Origin of the sequence: Halomonas sp. PAMB 3264, from assembly GCF_031954245.1 — a bacterium.
Classification (GTDB): domain Bacteria; phylum Pseudomonadota; class Gammaproteobacteria; order Pseudomonadales; family Halomonadaceae; genus Vreelandella.
The window spans coordinates 2,807,199-2,825,683 of sequence record NZ_CP134866.1 but is presented as its reverse complement, the minus strand read 5'-3'; the positions used below and the strand labels follow the sequence as shown (position 1 = coordinate 2,825,683).

General features: G+C 64.3%; 14 protein-coding genes. 5 read left to right on the top strand and 9 right to left on the bottom strand.

Annotation, left to right across the window (positions count from 1 at the left end):
- Positions 1-9: 9 nt before the first annotated feature.
- The 3 genes from RN347_RS12790 to eat are packed head-to-tail and all read right to left on the bottom strand — an operon-like array spanning position 10 to position 3,794.
- Positions 10-1,338, bottom strand: a complete 1,329-nt coding sequence (locus RN347_RS12790; RefSeq protein ID WP_311958471.1) for an aspartate aminotransferase family protein — start codon at positions 1,336-1,338, stop codon at positions 10-12.
- Between the two features lie 10 nt (positions 1,339-1,348).
- Positions 1,349-2,350 carry a phosphotransferase gene (locus RN347_RS12785; protein WP_311958470.1) on the bottom strand — a complete coding sequence of 334 codons (1,002 nt, stop codon included), beginning with the start codon at positions 2,348-2,350 and terminating at the stop codon, positions 1,349-1,351.
- A 22-nt stretch (positions 2,351-2,372) separates the two neighbouring features.
- Positions 2,373-3,794, bottom strand: a complete 1,422-nt coding sequence (gene eat, locus RN347_RS12780) for an ethanolamine permease (protein ID WP_311958469.1) — start codon at positions 3,792-3,794, stop codon at positions 2,373-2,375.
- A gap of 182 nt (positions 3,795-3,976) precedes the next feature.
- Between eat and RN347_RS12775 the strand changes: the two genes are divergently transcribed.
- Positions 3,977-5,047, top strand: coding sequence for a helix-turn-helix domain-containing protein (locus tag RN347_RS12775; RefSeq protein ID WP_311958468.1), 1,071 nt, complete (start codon positions 3,977-3,979; stop codon positions 5,045-5,047).
- 17 nt (positions 5,048-5,064) lie between these two features.
- Here the strand turns inward: RN347_RS12775 and RN347_RS12770 are convergent, their stop codons facing one another.
- Positions 5,065-6,000, bottom strand: a complete 936-nt coding sequence (locus tag RN347_RS12770) for a cation diffusion facilitator family transporter (RefSeq protein ID WP_311958467.1) — start codon at positions 5,998-6,000, stop codon at positions 5,065-5,067.
- Positions 6,001-6,180: 180 nt separating this feature from the next.
- Here RN347_RS12770 and RN347_RS12765 point away from each other — a divergent pair, with 180 nt between their 5' ends.
- The gene (locus RN347_RS12765) at positions 6,181-7,023 is read left to right on the top strand and encodes an alpha/beta hydrolase (RefSeq protein ID WP_311958466.1); all 843 of its coding nucleotides are present in this window, start codon (positions 6,181-6,183) and stop codon (positions 7,021-7,023) included.
- A 90-nt stretch (positions 7,024-7,113) separates the two neighbouring features.
- Here the strand turns inward: RN347_RS12765 and nirD are convergent, their stop codons facing one another.
- Genes nirD through RN347_RS12750 form a run of 3 tightly spaced genes read right to left on the bottom strand, consistent with a single transcriptional unit; the run spans position 7,114 to position 11,356 of the window.
- Positions 7,114-7,494, bottom strand: coding sequence for a nitrite reductase small subunit NirD (nirD, locus tag RN347_RS12760; RefSeq protein ID WP_311958465.1), 381 nt, complete (start codon positions 7,492-7,494; stop codon positions 7,114-7,116).
- A 32-nt stretch (positions 7,495-7,526) separates the two neighbouring features.
- The gene (nirB, locus tag RN347_RS12755) at positions 7,527-10,031 is read right to left on the bottom strand and encodes a nitrite reductase large subunit NirB (protein ID WP_311958464.1); all 2,505 of its coding nucleotides are present in this window, start codon (positions 10,029-10,031) and stop codon (positions 7,527-7,529) included.
- Positions 10,032-10,033: 2 nt separating this feature from the next.
- Positions 10,034-11,356 (bottom strand): FAD-dependent oxidoreductase, encoded by a 1,323-nt coding sequence (locus RN347_RS12750; protein WP_311958463.1) that lies wholly within the window; start codon positions 11,354-11,356, stop codon positions 10,034-10,036.
- A gap of 647 nt (positions 11,357-12,003) precedes the next feature.
- Here RN347_RS12750 and RN347_RS12745 point away from each other — a divergent pair.
- Together RN347_RS12745 and cobA are read left to right on the top strand one after the other, a co-directional pair.
- Positions 12,004-14,736 carry a molybdopterin-dependent oxidoreductase gene (locus RN347_RS12745; protein WP_311958462.1) on the top strand — a complete coding sequence of 911 codons (2,733 nt, stop codon included), beginning with the start codon at positions 12,004-12,006 and terminating at the stop codon, positions 14,734-14,736.
- Positions 14,737-14,749: 13 nt separating this feature from the next.
- Positions 14,750-15,592 carry a uroporphyrinogen-III C-methyltransferase gene (gene cobA, locus RN347_RS12740; RefSeq protein WP_311958461.1) on the top strand — a complete coding sequence of 281 codons (843 nt, stop codon included), beginning with the start codon at positions 14,750-14,752 and terminating at the stop codon, positions 15,590-15,592.
- Here cobA and RN347_RS12735 read toward each other — a convergent pair.
- Positions 15,557-16,795, bottom strand: a complete 1,239-nt coding sequence (locus tag RN347_RS12735) for an MFS transporter (RefSeq protein WP_311958460.1) — start codon at positions 16,793-16,795, stop codon at positions 15,557-15,559. The genes cobA and RN347_RS12735 overlap by 36 nt on opposite strands.
- Positions 16,796-16,946: 151 nt before the next feature.
- Here RN347_RS12735 and dkgB point away from each other — a divergent pair, with 151 nt between their 5' ends.
- Positions 16,947-17,759 (top strand): 2,5-didehydrogluconate reductase DkgB, encoded by an 813-nt coding sequence (gene dkgB / locus RN347_RS12730; protein WP_311958459.1) that lies wholly within the window; start codon positions 16,947-16,949, stop codon positions 17,757-17,759.
- A gap of 6 nt (positions 17,760-17,765) precedes the next feature.
- Here the strand turns inward: dkgB and RN347_RS12725 are convergent, their stop codons facing one another.
- The gene (locus RN347_RS12725) at positions 17,766-18,461 is read right to left on the bottom strand and encodes a response regulator transcription factor (protein ID WP_311958458.1); all 696 of its coding nucleotides are present in this window, start codon (positions 18,459-18,461) and stop codon (positions 17,766-17,768) included.
- Positions 18,462-18,485: the final 24 nt, after the last annotated feature.

Here is an 18,485-nt window from a genome sequence, read left to right as displayed (position 1 = left end):
GCATGCGCCTCACCGCTCGAGCGTCTCAAACGTGCGGGTCAGCGTATCGACGAACAGCGCGATCTCTTCATTGTTGATGCAAAGCGGCGGGCGAATTTTCAGGGTATGTCCGTAAAGGCCCGCCGCGCCGATCAGCACGCCGTTCTTCTTGAGCACATTGATCACCCGAGCGGTCAGCGCCGCGTCGGGGGCGCCTTCTGGCGTGGCGATATCGAGCCCGACAAACAGCCCCGCGCCGCGCACCGCAGCAATCGCCTCGAAGCGGGGCTCAAGCGCTGTCAGCGCCGCCTTGAGGGTGTCGCCCTGGCGTTTGGCATTGTCGATCAGCGCCTCGTTTTCCAGCACGTCGAGTACCGCCATGCCCGCGGCCACGGCCACCGTCGAGCCGCCGAAGGTATTGAAGTAGCCCACCTCGGCGTTGAGCGAAGCCAGAAGCGCTTCGCCGGCCGCAAGCCCGGCCATGGGGAAGCCGTTGCCCATGGGTTTGCCCATCGTCACGATATCCGGCGTTACATTGTGGCGAGCAAAGCCCCACATCCCAGCCCCGGTACGCCCGAAGCCAGGCTGCACTTCATCGGCGATCAAAAGCCCCCCCTGGGCCTGCAGCCAGGCAACGCCGGGCGCCATGAAACCGGGCGGGTCGGCGATAACGCCGTCGCTCGAGAAGATCGAGTCCACCAGCAGCGCGGCGCAGCCGTGGCCGCGGGCATTCAGCGTTTCTACCCCACGCTTTACCTGTGCCTGGAACCAGGCGGCGGGGTCATCGGTGCCGGGCATGTCAGCAATGGGGATCACGTAGACGCTGTCCGGCGGGGCGCCTCTTTTGTAGGAGGCGGGCGAAACCTCGGTCACCGCCGCGGTGTTGCCGTGATAGGCCGCCTCGGACACGATGACGCCGCGCTTGCCCGTCCAGTGCCGCGCCAGGCGCAGCGCCAGGTCGTTGCTTTCGCTGCCGGTGCAGGTGAGTACCAGCCGTGAAAGCGAATCGGGGAGGGTAGCCAGCAGGCGCTCGGCGTAGCGGTGAATGCCATCATGCAGATAGCGGGTATGGGTGTTGAGCGTGCCCATCTGCGCGGTCACGGCCTGGATGACGTGCGGGTGGCTGTGGCCGATCGAAGGCACGTTGTTGTACATGTCGAGATAGCGCCGGCCCTGGTCGTCGAAGAGCCACACGCCTTCGCCGCGCACCAGGTGCAAGGGCTGCTCGTAAAAAAGCATCGAGGTCGGGCCGACGGTGGTCAGGCGCTTTTGCACCAGCGCGCCCAGCGCCGTGTCGTTGGGGTCGAGCTGCTCAAAACGGAACGCGTTTTGGTCGAGAATGCCGCGGGTATCGCTCATGCTGGTCTCCTCAAGCTCGAGCGGCGTCGCGCGCGGTGCTCAGGTAGGCGCGCGCGAGCGTGGCGGTGCCCGCAATGAAGTCCTCCTCGAGTGCCTGGGCTGCCTGGCTATCGGCGTGGGTGGCAAGCCAGGCGCTCAGCATGATGCGGCGAATCATGATGAACGTGTCGAGCGCGGCGACGTCCTCGGCGTCGAAGTCGCCAACGCGTCGATAGCCGCGAATCCACGCCTCGCGAAGCGTTGGAATCAGCGGGTCGAGCTCGAAAAAGCTGATGGCGGCGGCGAAGTCGAACGCGTACCAGCAAAAGCCGCAGTCGTCGAAGTCGATCACCGCAAGCTCGCGACCCTCGACCAGCAGGTTGGCCAAGCGCAAATCGGCGTGGATGAGCCCGTAGCGCCCGGCGCGCGCCTCATACGTGTCGATCGCGCGGTGAATCTGCTCGACCGCCTGCTCGATGGCGCGCTCGTCTGCCGGTGAAAGCCCCGGCGCGCGGCGCCAGTCGCCCCACAGCGCCTCGGGGCCGATCATCGACTCCAGGTGCCAGCGCTTGCGCACGAAGCCCGCCGGCGGTGCCCAGCGCCGGCTGTGGTCGTGCAGCGTGGCGGTGAGGGCGCCGAGCTTCTCGAACCAGTCGGGCAGCGTCTCGTTCATGGTCGGGGCGTCGCCGGGCAGGTGCTCGAAAGCCACCGCATGAAAGCGCTGCCCGTCGAGGTCGAACGTGACGACCGGGCTCTGGCCGGTAGTTGGCAGCGGCGCGGGTGTCGTGATGCGCCCGTCAGCGCGCAGCGCCGCCGTCCAGGCAAGCTCCGATTCGATCTCTTCCCGGCTGTGGTAATCCGGGCGGTGAACCCGCAGCACGTGCCGGCGCCCGGTGCGCGGGCAGCGCGTCAGAAACGTCGCATTTTCCGAGGTGGTCAGAAGCTCGATATGGGTATCGGTGGGCAGGTGCCACTCGCCAAGCGAGGCGCTCAGCCGCTCTTCGAGTCGAGCCAGCAGGGTCGAGGTATACATCGTCTCTCCTTGGGGCGCTGGCTCAGGTGCGCGAGGCGGCGGTGTCATCGAGCTTCTCGGCGGCCTGCTCGGCGTCGAGAATCAGCGCCAGCTCCTCGTCGGCGGTTTTCGCCACCAGGTGGTGTCTGGCGTAGGCGAAGTAGTAGGCCGCGCCCAACAAAAACAGCACGATGGTGTAGTTGAACGCGCGCGGGTCGAACGCGTACACCCCGGTCAGCGCGACGAGCGAGAGGATCAGCGCGATACCGGAGGTCACCACGCCGCCGGGCGTCTTGTAGGGGCGGACCAGCTCCGGGCGGCGCAGGCGCAAAAGGATATGGCTCAGCGCCATCAGCGCGTAGGAGAGGGTCGCGCCGACCACCGCCATGGCCAGAATGAGATCGCCTTCACCGGTCAGCGAGACCAGAAACCCGAGCGCACCGGGCACTACCAGCGCCCACACCGGCGCCTTGCGCTTGCTGGTCAGCGACAGCGCCTTGGGCAGATACCCCGCCCGTGAAAGCGCGAATACCAGGCGGCTGTAGCCATAGATGATCGAGAAGAACGAGGCGATCAAGCCGGCAAGGCCCAGCACGTTGATCGCGGTGGCCAGTCCTGGGCGTCCGGTCACGTTCAGCGCATCGACCAGCGGCACGCCGCTGTCGGCGATCACATCGGCACCCGCCGCGCCGGCGAGCAGAAAGGTGACTAGAGCGGCGGTGAAGAGCAGAAACGCCATGGCGGCGATGATGCCGCGCGGCATGTCGCGGGCAGGCTCGCGCGCCTCTTCGGCGGCCAGCGGTACGCCTTCGACCGCCAGGAAGAGCCACATGGCGAACGGCAGCGCCGCCCACACGCCGTACCAGCCAAAGGGCAGCCAGCCGCCTTCGCCATCGGTGGCGGTGATGGTAAACAGATTGGCGCTATCGAAATCGCCCACCAGCGCCACGGCGGTGGCAAGAATCGCGATGACCGCCAGCGCACTGATGGCCACCATGACCTTCAGCGCCTCGCCGACGCCGGCCAGGTGGACCCCGATGAATACGGCGTAAAAGAGTGCATAGACCAACGGCCCGTTGATACCCACAAGCTCCTCGACGGCAGAGCCAATGAAGATCACGATGGCCGCCGGCGCGAGCGCGTACTCGATCAACACGGCAAGCCCCGTGAGATATCCGCCGGCCGGGCCCATGATTTGGCGGGCGAAGCTGTAGCCGCCGCCGGCGGCGGGAATCGCCGCCGACATTTCGGCAAGCGAAAGCACCAGCGTGAAATACATGATCGCCATCAGCACGGCGGCGATCAAAAAACCGCCCCAGCCGGCCTCGGCCAGGCCGAAGTTCCATCCGGCGAAATTACCGGAAATGACGTAGGAAACCCCAAGCCCGGCCAGCAATATCCAGCCGGCGGTGCCTTTTTTGAGCTGGCGCTTGGCCAGGTACTCCTGATCGACTGCGTTCCCCATGGATATTCTCCCCGTTGTCCGACGACGCGGCCAAGGCCCCGCCTTTGCCCTTTTATTAGTGCCCTTTGCATCGTCTCGCCTACAAGCGATGTAAAAGGAATGAATCTTGCTTGTTATTCGAGAGTAGAGAGCCTCATCCGAGAGCGGTATCGAAATTCGGCAAAAGTAGTCCGGACAGCGTAATGATAACCAGAGCAGCAACCAATAGCGCCACCGCGCGCAATCCCGCCAATCGCCCCGAGGTAAGTACCTTGGGGGCGCGGGCATTTGGGAGCCAACCCACCGGCTTCGCCCCGGTGCCCCATAATGGGCCAGCTATCCCTGCGTCTGCACCCAAGCGGCGCAGCATCGTCAGCCTTGAGGTCAACGAGCAGGCGCTCAACCTGACGCGCTGGGAGCAGGAGTACAATCAGTGTAGCGCCGGCCATTTTACCGGGCGGGTGGACGAGTGCTGCTTCGACGGCGTGCAGGTCATCAACGAATATACCCGCCTGGCGCTTCACCAGCACTGCGCGCCCTGGCACGATTCGCTGTGGATAGCGCTGCCGGTGCGTCACGAAGGTGTGCGCGTCGATGGGCAGTGCGTCGAACGCAACGAGGTCATATGGCGCATGGGCAGCCGCGCGGTCGAGCTGATGACGCCGGAACACTGTGATCTCATGAGCATGGTGGTGCCGCTCGAGGCGCTTGCCACGCTTGCCGAGCGCGAAGGGGTGGATCTGGCGCACTTGAACCGGGCCTCGACGCCGCGCCTTGCGATCGATGACCGCGATATCTGCTGGTTCACCGACCAGGTCACGCGCATTTTGCGCGAGGACAGCGCGGGCTCGAACGGCCTGCCGGAGCAAGAAACGCTGCTTCACGGCGTGCTCACGCTGCTGGGGCACGCGCAGCTGGATACCCGCGCCGCGCCCAGCTACGCCCGGCGGCGCGCGGTGGTCGACCGCGTGCAGGCGTATCTTAAAAGCGTGGAGCAGGCGCCGGTGAGTATTGGTACGCTTTGCAGCGTCGCCTGTGTGAGCCGGCGCACGCTACAGTACAGCTTCGAGAGCATTCTGGGCATCAGCCCGGTTCAGTTTCTACGCGCCACGCGCCTCAACGACGTGCGTCGCGAGCTGCTGTCTCAAAGCGGCGTCACCATTTCGGATGTCGCCGCCAACCACGGCTTTTCCCACTTCAGCCAGTTTGCCACCGACTATAAAAGCCTCTTCAACGAGCGCCCTTCGGATACGCTCAAGCGTCGGCTGCATTAGCGTTGGGGCAATTTCGCCTAATGAATTTGACGAACCAGCAGCCCGCTGGTGGGCGCGGCCCAGCGGGTATCGACGGTAAAGACGACGTCGCACACCGCGGGCGAATAGTGGCGGCGCACCTGCTCATCGACCCGGTCGCGTAGCTGGTCCTGGGTGGTGAGCGACATCGAATCCTCTTCCCTGGGCAGCACCACGTGGACCATCACGTACAAGAGCCGCCCCGGACGCACGATGCGCACGCGCACCTCCAGCGCCTCGACGCCTTCGAGCCCTTGGGCCACGGCCGCGCGAACCGGCGCCGCGACCTCCTCCGTAGGGGCCTTGTTGACCAGCTCACCGAGTGCCTGGCCCGCCATGCGTACCGGCACGCCCAGGCAAAGCAGCACCACGGCGATGACCAGAATCGAATCGACGTAGGGCAGAACGCGTTCGAATTCCAGGTACTGAAACAGCATCACCAGACAAAAGGCCGAGAGCACCGCCGCAGAGATGATACTGTTCACCACCCAGTTGAGTTTGTCCGCAGCGACCAGCGGGCTTGCGACATGGCGCTCGCTTTTATGCATCACCCAAGCGGTCAGCGAGCAGACGAGCGTGGCAAAGACGGCGTAGAGCACGGCGATGCCCGCCGCGATCTCCCGTCCGCCGGTCAACAGCGCCGCTATGGCGTCCACCAGCGCGAAGATCGAGACTCCAAAAATCAAAAGCCCCTTGCACAAATTGACCAGCGACTCGAAATAGCTGTAGCCGAACGGATAGGCGTCGCTGTCCGGCTGGCTCGCCAGCCGGCTCACCTTGATGGTGACCAGCGCCACCACGAAGTAGATCAGGTTGAAAAGCCCGTCCAGCAGGATCGCCTGCGAGTTGGTGGCAAGCGTTGCAACAATACCGACCACGCCGATCAACAGCGCCATCAAGGCGGAAAATCCCAGAGTACTCGCTTCTGTCTTCACCGATGCTGGCTCTCCTGTGGCAACGTTGGCGACAATTCGACTCCGCCTCAGCATAGCAATTTTCCCGCCCGGCGACGTTTTGGAAAGCTTTTGGGAGTTGTACTAGCCTTTCAAGACAAGCCGTTAGCACGTTCAACCACGTGTTCAGACGACTGTTCAACCAATCTGGAGGGTGACTCGATGCCGCTTTTGAACGCTGGAACCGAACAAGGAACGCCGGTCGAGCTCTATTACGAAGTCCACGGGGCGGGTAAGCCCGTCGTCCTGATCCACGGCTGGCCGCTCAGCTCCCGCTCCTGGGAGCCGCAGGTGCCGGCGCTGGTCGAGGCGGGCTACAAGGTGATCACCTATGACCGCCGCGGTTTCGGCAAATCCACCCAGGCCGACGGTGGCTACGACTACGACACTCTGGCGGCGGATCTCAAGAAGCTGCTGGATGCGCTCGACGTTCACGACGCCACGTTGGTCGGCTTCTCCATGGGCGGCGGCGAAGTGGCGCGCTACATCGCCCACTACGGCACCGAGCGCGTCAGCAAAGCGGTGCTGGCCGCCGCCGTGCCGCCGTACCTGTACAAGACCGATGATAACCCGGAAGGCGGCCTCGATGACGCGACCATCAACGAGTTTCTCGACGGCGTTCGCGGTGACCGACTGGCGTTTTTGGAAGACTTCACCAAAAACTTTTTCACCGCCGGCGACAAAAGCGACCTGGTCAGCGAACCGAATCGTCAGTATCACCGCGACATCGCGGCGTTTGCCTCGCCGAAAGCGACGTTCGATTGCGTCAAGGCCTTCAGCTACACCGACTTTCGCGAGGATTTGCCAAAGATGAAGCTGCCCACACTGATCATCCACGGCGATGCCGATGGCATCGTACCGTTCGAGGTCAGCGGCAAGCGCGCCGGCGAAACGCTGCCGCACTCAAAACTCGTAGTGATCGAAGGCGGGCCCCACGGGCTGAACGTTACCCATGCAAAGGCGTTCAACGAGGCGCTGATCGCGTTTCTGGACAGCGACGAGTAAGCCTGACAGCGCCGGATGATCGTTCGGCCACGCCAACCGCTTTGAAAAACGCCGCCTCTTTGAGGCGGCGTTTTCGTGGGTGAGTGGCGCTCAAGGCTTTATCAGCACGCAATCGTTTTCCAGGCGAACCGGCCAGGTGCGAAGCTTCACGCTTTCGTCCTCGAGACACTGGCCGTCGCTCAAGCGAAAGTGCTGCTTGTAAAGCGGCGAGGCGATCACCGGCTCAGCGTCGATATCGCCCACGATCCCCCGGCCGATCACGAACGCGTTGGAGAAGGGGTCAAAATGATCCAGCGCGTAGAGCTCCGGCATTTGGCCCGGCAGGTAGAAAAGCGCGATTTGACAGGGCTCGCCCTGGGGCGCATCAATCCAGGCGACCACGCCGGAAAACGCCACCAGATCGGCTCGGTGGCAAAGGGGCTGCCAGGCGGTCGCGGATACATCATTGAGCGTGAGAGCGGCTGGGGTCATAACGGTCTCCTTGAAAGACAATCGGTCGATGATCAGGCCGGGCGCAGTTGACCGCGCTCGGAGGTCATGATGATGGACGGGTCCGGGCGGGTGTCGTTGACGAAGCTTCGAAAGCGCTTGAGCTTGTCCGGGTCACTGATGGCGCCCGCCCACTCGCACTGATAGTTGTCCACCACGGTTTGCATCTGGCGCTCGAGCTCATCGCCGATCCCCAGGCTATCGTCGAGAATCACTTCCTTGAGGTAGTCGAGCCCGCCTTCGAGGTTTTCGCGCCAGACCGAGGTGCGCTGTAGCCGGTCGGCGGTACGCACGTAGAACATCAGAAAGCGGTCGATGGTGCGGTAGAGGGCGTCGTCGTCGAGGTCCGTGGCGAAGAGCTCGGCGTGGCGCGGGCGCATGCCGCCGTTGCCGCACACGTAGAGGTTCCAGCCATTTTCCGTGGCGATGATGCCGATATCCTTGCTCTGCGCTTCGGCGCATTCGCGGGTGCAACCGGAAACGCCGAACTTGATCTTGTGCGGCGCGCGCAGCCCCTTGTAGCGGTTCTCGAGTCGGATCGCCATGCCCACGCTGTCCTGCACGCCGTAGCGGCACCAGGTGCTGCCCACGCAGGACTTCACCGTGCGCAGCGACTTGCCGTAGGCGTGGCCGGTTTCGAAGCCGGCGTCAATCAACTCTGCCCAGATATCCGGCAGGTCCTCGAGCCGGGCGCCGAACAGATCGATCCGCTGGCCGCCGGTGATCTTGGTGTACAGGCCGTACTTCTGCGCTACCTGCCCCAGCACCACGAGCTTGTCTGGCGTGATTTCACCCCCGGCAATGCGCGGTACCACCGAATAGGTACCGTTTTTCTGCATATTGGCCATGAAGGTGTCATTGGTATCCTGCAGCGGAATATGCGCGGCGTCGGTAATCGGCTCGTTGAAGCAGGAGGCAAGAATGGAGCCGACGGCAGGCTTGCAGATCTCGCAGCCAAGACCCTGGGTGTGCGGATTGCCGTGCCTTTTCATCAGCTCGCTGAAGGTCTTGATGCCCTCCACGCGCACGATGTCGTAAAGCGCCTGGCGGGTATGGGCGAAGTGCTCGCAAAGTGACGTGTCCACCTCGATGCCGCGGGCGGTCAGCTCATGATCCACCACGCTTTTCAAAAGCGAGGCGCAGCCGCCGCAGCCGGTGCTGGCGCGGGTATCGCTTTTTACCGCGCCCACGTCGCTGGCGCCCGCATCAATGGCGCTGCAGATACTGGCCTTGGTAACGTTATGGCACGAGCAGATCATGGCGGTGGCCGGCAGCGCGTCCGGGCCAAGCGTGGGGGCCACGCCGCCTTGCGGCAGAATCAGCGAAGCGGGCTCCTTGGGAAGCTCGAGGGCGTTGGCGTAGTACTGAAGCAGGGTATCGTAGGCGGCGTTGTCGCCCACCAGCATGGCGCCCAGAAGCTTTTTGCCGTCGCTCGAGACCACCAGTTTGCGATACACCTGCGTCAGCGGGTCCAGATAGCGGAACATGCGAGCGCCGGGGGTGCGATCGCCGTGGGCGTCGCCAATGGCGCCGACGTCCACGCCCAGAAGCTTCAGTTTGGTGCTCATGTCGGCGCCGCCAAAGCGGGCCTCGCCGCCGGTGAGCGTGGTGGCGGCCACCTTGGCCATCTGATAGCCCGGCGCCACCAGCCCGAAAATACTCTGATTCCAGAGCGCCACTTCGCCGACGGCGAAAATGGCCGGGTCGCTGGTGCGGCAGTGATCGTCGATCACCACGCCGCCACGCTCGCCAAGCGTGAGCCCGCAGGCGCGGGCCAAGTCGTCCTGAGGGCGGATCCCGGCGGAGAACACGATCAGGTCGGTCTCGAGCACCTTGTCGTCCTGAAACACCAGGCGCAACCGGCTCTGCTCGCCTTTTTCGATGCGCTGGGTGGCGCGCTCGGTCAGCACCTGCACACCGAGCGACTCGATCTTTTCCTTCAACAGCGCGCCGCCATCGGTGTCCACCTGCATCGGCATCAGGCGTGGGGCAAATTCCACTACCGCGGTATCAAGATTCAAGCCGCGCAGCGCGTTGGCGGCCTCGAGGCCCAGAAGCCCGCCGCCGACGACCACGCCGTTGGTGGCGTGCTCGGCGGCGGCGCGGATGGCGTCGAGATCCTCCAGCGTGCGATAGACCAGGCATCCCGGCTCATCGCGTCCCTCGATCGGCGGCACGAACGGGTAGGAGCCGGTGGCAAGCACCAGATGATCGTAGGCGTAGCGCCCCTGAGGGGTGATCACGTGCTTCGCCTCGCGGTCGATTTCGAGCACCTTTTCACCGCTTTTGAGCGTGACACCCTGAACGTCGTAATAGTCGGCGTCACACAGCGCCAGCGACTCGGCGTCGCGGCCGGTGAAGTACTCGGAGAGGTGTACGCGGTCATAGGCGCGGTGGCGCTCCTCGCCAAACACGGTGATGGTGAGGTGCTCGCACGCGCCGGCCTCGACCAGCCGTTCGACCAGGTGATGGCCGACCATGCCGTTACCGATGATCAGCAGGTTCTGTTTGGTTGTCATGGTTAAGCCGCCTCTTGGGTGGGGGAGGGGTGGGCGGTGTCCGCCGCTAAAAGCGTTTCGACGTCCGCCTGACCGAACACCAGCGCCGGGCGCGCTGTGCTGAGATCCGCTGCTTTGAGGGCCTGGTCGAAATACCACGGGCCCTGAGCGGTATCGCCAAACAGCACCGCGCCTTCGATGCGCCCGTTTTTGAGCAGCAGGCGGCGGTACTCGTTGGCCTCGGGGTCGCAGTAGTAAAGCGTGTCGTGGGCATCACTTGGCTCGACGGGGCCGAAGGCATAAAGGTCGATGCCGCTGATCTTGAGTCGGGTAGCGGTGGGCGCCTCAAGGTAAGGCGTGATGGGGGCGCCACTGAGCACCTGGGCGAGTGTCTCGATCTGGCGCCAGATCGGCTCGACCAGACCAAACGTATGCGACTGGAACTGGCAGCACTCGCCGAGCGCAAAAATCGCCGGGTGGGAAGTGCAAAGGTGGTGATCCACCAAAATCGCGCGCTCGCAGTCGAGCCCGGCGTGCAGGCCAAGCTCCCTGTTGGGCGTCACGCCGGCGGCGACGATGACGCTAGTGGCATCGAGCGTGCGGCCATCTTCGAGCGTGACGCCGGCCACGCGGCCCTGGCCGTCGCTTTCGATCGCGACGATCGAGGCACCGGTGTGAACGTCGAGCCCGCGACGCGCCAGCACGGCGTGTAAAAGCCCGCCGGCCTCGGCGTCGAGCTGGCGGTTCATCAGCCAGGTGCTGCGGTGCAGCACGCTGACCTTCAGGGCGTCACCGCCACGTTTGCGCAGTCCTTCCGCGGCTTCCAGCCCTAACAGGCCACCGCCGATGACGACGCTTTTACCGCCGCGCCGAGCGATGGCGTCGAGCGCGCCGGCATCACCCAGGTTGCGAAAGGTGTGAACGCCGTCAAGCTCGATGCCGGGAATGTCGGGCAGCGTCGGCCGTGATCCGGTGGCGAGCACCAGCGTGTCGAAGGCGAGCCGGCCCCGGTCGGTATCGATGTGGCGCGCGGCGGTGTCGATGGCCAGCACCCGCTCATTCAGGCGAAGCGTAATGGCGTTATCCGCATACCACCGCGCGTCACGAAGCGTGATTCCATCGCGGCTCGTTTCACCGCTCAAAAGCGGCGAGAGCAGAATGCGGTTATAGGCGGGCACCGGCTCTTCGCCGATCACGGTGATGCGTGCTGGCCGGCCGGGCGCCTTGACCAGGGCTTCGAGCAGGCGGTGGCAGGCCATGCCGTTACCTATGATGACCAGGTGAGGCGATTCGCGGTCGAGCCGCTTTTCATCACGGCAAGCGTCTGGATATGTAAAAGAGCGCATGGGGCCTCCTTGTTCGGGGCGACGCCGGCGCGGGCGCCAAAAACGAAAAACGCCCCTAACGCCGCCGGTGAAAGCGGGAGTTAGGGGCGTCGTTGCCCAAATGGCGAATCAGGCGCGACATGCCTTCGTTGGCGGCGCGCTCCCATACTCAAGGCAAGAAACTCGCCAGGCGCACCAATAGCGCTTTTTCAAGCCGTTTTTCAGTGGCTTGAGTGTTTTCTGAGTATCCGTGACCGGTGATCGCTCAACGCCTGGTGCGCTCTTGTGGTGCGCGGGGCGTTCAGGCTGCACGTCAATGGCTCCATGCCTGCGTCCAGGATAAGTCGGACGCTCAAAAACATTTTTCCATCGATTTACAATGTGATTGTTTTAAAAGCGTTATTTTCCTTTTTCAGCGAGACGGCCCATGGTTTGCAGAGAAGAGGGGGAAACAAACATACAAATGTTACGGGCGATTTAGCGCACTCCAATAACAAGCGCGGCCCGACAACAACAAAGAGCGGCGACCAACAATTCCAAGCGCCGAAAGAACATCGTTAACGACGGCACCTGCTCGGTGTCCCTGAGACAACGGCGTCCAGGCAAGCTTCCAACGAGGCTTCCTGGGCGCTTTTTGCGTTTGGGCCAAATAAAACGCGGGAGATTCGATGCACAAAGCGCCAGGCAGTTCGTACACCGTATCCACCACCTGCCCCTACTGCGGCGTCGGGTGCGGCGTCAGCGCGACCGTGGAAGGCGGGCGCGTCTGCTCCGTCAAGGGCGACGCAACGCACCCGGCCAACTACGGGCGGCTCTGCGTCAAGGGCAGCGCCCTGGCTGACACCCTGGGCGAGCAGGGGCGGCTTTTGCAGCCGCGCCTCGACGGCGTTCCCGCCAGCTGGGACCAGGCGCTTTCGGCACTGGTCGAGCGTCTCACCGCGCTGCAGGCGGCCCACGGGCGTGACACCGTGGCGGCCTATCTCTCCGGTCAGCTGTTGACCGAGGATTATTATGTGGCCAATAAACTCTTCAAGGGCTTTCTCGGCACGCCGCATCTGGATACCAACTCGCGGCTCTGCATGGCCTCGGCGGTGGCGGGCTACAAGCGTGCCTTCGGCGCCGACGCGGTGCCGTGCAATTATGAGGACCTGGAAGAGGCGGAGCTTCTAGTGCTGGTCGGCTCGAATCTGGCCTGGAACCACCCGGTGCTCTACCAGCGAGTGAAGCTGGCAAAAGAGCGCAACCCGCTGATGCGCGTGGTGGTGATCGACCCGCGGGTGACCGATACCTGCGATATCGCCGATCTCTACCTCGGGCTCAAACCCGGCAGCGACGCCACGCTGTTCAACGGCCTGCTCGCCTTCATGGTCGAGCGCGGCCATATCGATCATATCTATCTAGAGCGCCATACCGACGGCTTCGAGGAGGCGCTCAAAGCGGCGCAAAAGAGCGCCCCTGGCGTCGCGGAAGTAGCCGCGGCCTGCGATATCGATGCCGAGCGCCTCGAAACGTTCTACTACTGGTTCGCCCGTCACCTTCACGTGGTGACGCTCTACTCCCAGGGGGTGAATCAGTCCACCAGCGGCACCGACAAGTGCAACGCGATCATCAACGCCCACCTGGCCGGCGGCAAGCTCGGCCTGCCCGGTGCCGGGCCTTTTTCGATCACCGGCCAGCCCAACGCCATGGGCGGGCGCGAGGTAGGCGGGCTCGCCAATCAGCTCGCCGCCCATATGGATTATCACACGCCAAGCGCGCGCGACTGCGTGACCCGGTTCTGGGCGACCGAGTCGCTCACACCCCAGCTTCCCGAAGGCCCCGGTTATAAAGCGATCGAGCTGTTCGAGGCGATCGAGCGCGGAGAAATCACCGTGCTGTGGGTAATGGCGACCAATCCGGCGGTGAGCCTGCCGGACGCCGCGCGGGTGCGCCGGGCGCTTGAAAAGTGCCCGCTGGTGATCGTCTCCGAGTGTGTGGCGAACACCGATATGCTGGCGTTTGCGGACATCGTGTTGCCGGCGAGCGGCTGGTCGGAAAAGGACGGTACCGTGACCAACTCAGAGCGGCGGCTTTCGCGCCAGCGTGGTCTGCTCCCCCCGCCGGGACAGGCGCGCCACGACTGGCAGATCCTGTGCGACGTGGCCGGCCGTCTCGGCTTTGGTGAGGCGTTTTCCTACGCCCACCCCTGGGAGATCTTCGACGAGCACGCCAGGCTCTCGGGCTTTGAAAACGAAGGCGCCACCCGGCGGCTTTTCGATATCTCGGCGCTGGCCGGGCGCGACCGCGCCGCTTACGATGCGCTGTCGCCGATTCAGTGGCCGGTCACGGCAAGCGCGCCCCGCGGCACGGCGCGGCTTTTCGAACAGGCCGTTTTCGCCACGCCAAACGGGCGCGCGAGATTCATACCCATTACGCCGACGCCGCCGCAGCAGACGCTCTGCCCGCGCTATCCGCTGCGCCTCAATACCGGGCGCATTCGTGATCAGTGGCATACCATGACCCGCACCGCCCGCGCGCCCCGGCTGATGAATCACCGCGCCGAGCCGTTCATCGAGCTACACCCGGCGGATGCCGAGCGGGCAGGGCTTAGTGATCAGGCGCTGGCGATTATCAACGCGAAAGAGGGTGAGTATCGCGGGCGCGTGCGCATTTCAAGCGCCCAGCGCCCGGGCGAGGTGTTCGTACCCATGCACTGGAGCGATCAGTTCACCGGCGCCGGGCGCAGCGGGGCGCTGCTGGCCGGACGCACCGATCCGGTCTCCGGCCAGCCGGAAACCAAGCACGGCGCGGTCGGCATTACGGCGCTCGCGCCTGTATGGGAAGCCACGCTGATCCTGCGCGATGACGCTCTGCCGCAAGAGTTGCCCTGGCAAGGCCTCGATTACTGGGCGCGTATCCCCATGGCCGGCTGCGTGCGTTTTCAGCTGGCGAGCACCACCCCGGTTCGCGACTGGCCCGCCCGGGTGGAGGCGTGGATAGGCGCGCCCGCCACGCTTTTCAGCGAAGACGCGGCGGCGAACAGGTTTCGTGGTGCAGGTGTGTATAATGGCCGCCTGGCCTGGTGGCTCATGGTGGGCCCGCCCCGAGAGCTTCCCGGCACCGACTGGCTGTCGGCGCGGTTCAACGACAACACGCTGGTGCTTCAGCATCGCCGCCGCGTGCTGGCGGGCTGCGACAGCGGCGCAGAGGATACCGGCCCGGTCGTGTGTAGCTGCCACCAGGTGGGCGAGCGCGTGATCAAAAAGGCGATACGATCCGGCGATGACAGCGTCGAGGCGCTGGGCGCGCGGCTTGCCTGCGGCACGCAGTGCGGAAGCTGCTTGCCGGAACTCAAATCACTACTGGAAGAGGAGCGGGGCCGTGCGCGTTTTGAACAAGCACCTGCGACACAAATGGCCTGAGGCGCTCGCGCGCGTGGGCAGGCACGTATGGTCCTCGGTGGCGCCTGCGAAAGAGCGGCAGTGCCTGCCGATACGCGGCGAGTGCGAGAAGGGCACGGTGTACCTGGTCGGCGCGGGTAGCGGCGACGTGGAGCTGCTCACGCTCAAGGCCGCGCGGCTTTTGATGCAGGCCGACGCCGTGGTTTATGACCGGCTGGTGGAAGACGACGTACTCGCGCTAATCCACCCCGGCGCCGAGCGCTACTACGTGGGCAAGAGCCGCGGCCACCACAGCGTGCCCCAGGCCGACATCGGCGCACGGCTGGTCACCCTGGCCCAGGCGGGCAAATCGGTGGTGCGCCTGAAAGGCGGCGACCCGGGCGTGTTCGGGCGCATGGGTGAGGAGCTTGCGAGCCTGGCCCAAGCGAACATCAAGGCGTGCATCGTGCCCGGCATCACGGCGGCCTCCGCGGCGGCGGCCAGTATGGGCATTCCGCTGACCGACCGCGGCCACGCTCAGCAGCTTCGCTTCGTCACCGCTCAGCTTTGCCGTGAAGGCGGCGCGCCGGACTGGGCCGCACTGGCGCGCAAGGACGAAACCCTGGTGTTCTACATGGGGCTCTCGAAAGTCGAGGCGATCTGCCAAAGCCTGCGCCAGGCGGGCCTGCCGGACGACTGGCCGGTCATGCTGGTGGCCAACGCCAGCCAGCCCGAGCAGCGCTCGCTTATCGGCACGCTCGAAAACATGCCTGCAAAACTCGCCGCACACCCGCTGCCGTCGCCGTGTTTGATCGTGGTGGGCAGCGTGGTCAGCATGGTGGCGACGAGCCCCGCGGCGCACTCAGCGGGCATCGTCGAAACGGTCGACCCGGCGTAGCGTCGGGAAGAGCTTCATCCAGGTGGCCACCACGGCGAGCGTGCCCACCCCGCCAATCAGCGCGGCGGGCACCGCGCCCATCGCCGCCGCCATGCTGCCCGCACGAAACTCCCCAAGCTCGTTGCTCGAGCCGATGAACAGCATATTCACCGCGTTCACTCGCCCCCGCATGGCGTCCGGCGTTGCCAGCTGAATCAGCGTGGTGCGCACGTAGACGCTGACCATGTCCGCGGCCCCGGCGACCAGCATGGCGAGCATCGATACCCAGAACAGATGCGACAGCGCGAACACCAGATTTGCCAGACCAAACACGGCAACAGAGGCGAACATCACGTGCCCCGCCCGGCGGGTGATCCCCTTCACGCCGAGATAGAGCCCCATCAGCAGCGCCCCAACGGCGATGGCGCTTCGTAGCGCGCCAAGCCCCTGGGCGCCGACCTGCAGCACTTCCTGGGCGTAGATGGGCAAAAGCGCCACCACGCCGCCAAGCAGCACCGCGAACAGATCCAGCGAGATGGCGCCGAGAATGATCGGCTGATGGCGAATGTAGGCGATGCCCGCCGAGAAGCGCTGCCAGGCGGTGCTTTCGAGCGCTTTCGCTTTCTCAACAAAACGCACCGGCACCCACAGCAAAAAGGCGAGCGCGACGATGAAGCAGCCCAGGCATACCGCGTAGGCCAGCCGCCCGCCGCCGAGTGCGTAGAGCCCCCCACCGAGCAGCGGCCCGGTGATCACGGCGATCTTCATGATCGAGCTGTTCAGCGCGATGGCCTGGGGCAACTGCGCGCGCGGCACCAGATTGGGCAGCATGCTCTGAAGCGTCGGGCCGGTGAACGCCCGCCCGCAGCCGAACAGCGCCAGTACCAGATAGATCGGCACCACGTTCTGCGGGTCGGTCTGCGCGATGAGTAACAGCAGCGCGCTGCAAAGCCCCTGCACGGCCCAGCTGAGCTGCAAAATGCGCTTGCGCGCGAAGCGGTCCACCACGTCGCCGGCGGGCAGCAGCAGAAGCACCATGGGAATGAACTGGGCAAGCCCGACGTAGGCCAGCGACATGGCATCGCGGGTAATATCGTACACTTGCCAAGCCACCACCACCGCCTGGATTTGCATGGCGAAGACCGCCGCCAGTCGCGACAGCAGAAAGCTCAGAAAACCGGGCTGGCGGTGAAGAGGCAGGGCGGCGTCGTCAGATGCGGGCATGGCGGGCTTTTCGTTAGCAGGCGAAGCGAGCAGTCTACCTCAACCGCGCACGGCGCGCCTGGGTCATGGGTTGAAGTCGACACAAGACGCCCCATATCTTCACTGCGTCGATGACACACGCATGTGTCTCACTGGAAAAGGATGACTGATCATGACCGCAAGCACGCTACCCAATCCCGGTTTCGGTACCTATCGCCTGGAAGGCGACACGCTCAAGCAGGGCATTCATACCGCGCTGGAAGCCGGCTACCGGCATATCGACACCGCCCAGTTTTATGGCAACGAATCGACCGTTGGCGAGGCGATTCGCGACTCGAGCGTCCCGCGTAGCGACATCTTTCTGACCACCAAGGTGTGGTTCGACCAGCTCGAACCGGCGGCGCTGAAGGCGAGCGTTGACGAGTCGCTTTCCAAACTCAAGACCGAGTACGTGGACCTTCTGCTGATTCACTGGCCGTCACCCAATAACGAGGTGCCGATGCGTGACTATCTCACAGCGCTCAAGGAAGTGAAGGCGGAAGGCAAGGCGCGCCATATCGGCGTCTCCAACTTCACCATCGCCCAGATCGACGAGGCCATCGACATTCTTGGCGAGGGCGAGATTCTCACCAACCAGATCGAAGTGCATCCCTTCCTGCAAAACCGCAAGTTGGTGGATCACTGCAAGGCGAAGGATATCGAAGTCACCGCGTTCATGCCGCTGGCCGTTGGCAAGGTAATGGAGGATCCGGTGCTCAAGCAGATCGCCGGCGTTCACGGCGTCACGCCCGCGGAGATCACCATGGCCTGGATCAAGGCGCGCGGGCTCGTGACCATTCCATCCTCCACCAAGGCGCGCAATATCGAAAGCAACATCAAGGCCTTCGAGATCACGCTGACGGAGGCGGAAATGGCGGATATCGCAACGCTTGATCGCGGCGAGCGCATCGCCAACCCGGATATGGCGCCCGATTGGGATGAGTAGCGCGGGTTAGGCCGTTGGCACGCAGCTTTCCAGCCGATAGCCGGACTGATAGACGCTTCGCAGGCGCAGCCCGTGGCGGCCGTCGAGCTCCAGTTTGCGCCGCAGGCGGCTGACGTGGGTGTCGACGGTGCGAGTCGGCAGGTCCCCCTTCAACCCCCACACCAGCTCCAACAGGTGCGGCCGAGTGAGCGTGGCGCCGAGCTTGCTGAACAGTAGCGCGGCCAAACGGTACTCGCGCTCCGTCAGGTCCGCAGGTTCGGCGTTAAGATAAATCTGGCGCTGGTCGCTATCCATCGAGTAGGCATCGCCAATACTTGCGGCGGCCGGCGCCGGCGACTGCCAGGTGCGCCGGCCGAGCGCGTTGATTCGCGCCAACAGCTCTCTGGGGCGTAGCGGTTTGGCGAGAAAGTCATCGGCGCCTTGTTCCAGCGCCTGCACCACGTCCTCCTCCTGCTGGCTTGCCGTAATGAAGAGAATCGGTCCCTTCCAGCCATCGTGGCGGCGTAGATGCCCCACCACATCCATACCGCAGCCGTCGGGCAGCCGCCAGTCGATGATCAGAAAATCGAAAAGCTGCTGATCCATGTGCCGACGAAGCTCGCTTGCGCGACCAAACAGCGACACCCGATGCTGTTCGACCGCCAGGCACTGCTCGATGTACGCCTGCTGATCCGGGTCGTCTTCCAATACACCAATATGCATGGGTGAGTCCTCGCTGTCTGGCTT

Excerpts from the sequence above, each read along its gene's own strand:
- RN347_RS12790 (WP_311958471.1), bottom strand. The coding sequence starts at position 1,338 with ATGAGCGATACCCGCGGCATTCTCGACCAAAACGCGTTCCGTTTTGAG.
- RN347_RS12785 (WP_311958470.1), bottom strand. The coding sequence starts at position 2,350 with ATGTATACCTCGACCCTGCTGGCTCGACTCGAAGAGCGGCTGAGCGCC.
- eat (WP_311958469.1), bottom strand. The coding sequence starts at position 3,794 with ATGGGGAACGCAGTCGATCAGGAGTACCTGGCCAAGCGCCAGCTCAAA.
- RN347_RS12775 (WP_311958468.1), top strand. The coding sequence starts at position 3,977 with ATGATAACCAGAGCAGCAACCAATAGCGCCACCGCGCGCAATCCCGCC.
- RN347_RS12765 (WP_311958466.1), top strand. The coding sequence starts at position 6,181 with ATGCCGCTTTTGAACGCTGGAACCGAACAAGGAACGCCGGTCGAGCTC.
- nirD (WP_311958465.1), bottom strand. The coding sequence starts at position 7,494 with ATGACCCCAGCCGCTCTCACGCTCAATGATGTATCCGCGACCGCCTGG.
- nirB (WP_311958464.1), bottom strand. The coding sequence starts at position 10,031 with ATGACAACCAAACAGAACCTGCTGATCATCGGTAACGGCATGGTCGGC.
- RN347_RS12750 (WP_311958463.1), bottom strand. The coding sequence starts at position 11,356 with ATGCGCTCTTTTACATATCCAGACGCTTGCCGTGATGAAAAGCGGCTC.
- RN347_RS12745 (WP_311958462.1), top strand. The coding sequence starts at position 12,004 with ATGCACAAAGCGCCAGGCAGTTCGTACACCGTATCCACCACCTGCCCC.
- RN347_RS12735 (WP_311958460.1), bottom strand. The coding sequence starts at position 16,795 with ATGCCCGCATCTGACGACGCCGCCCTGCCTCTTCACCGCCAGCCCGGT.
- dkgB (WP_311958459.1), top strand. The coding sequence starts at position 16,947 with ATGACCGCAAGCACGCTACCCAATCCCGGTTTCGGTACCTATCGCCTG.
- RN347_RS12725 (WP_311958458.1), bottom strand. The coding sequence starts at position 18,461 with ATGCATATTGGTGTATTGGAAGACGACCCGGATCAGCAGGCGTACATC.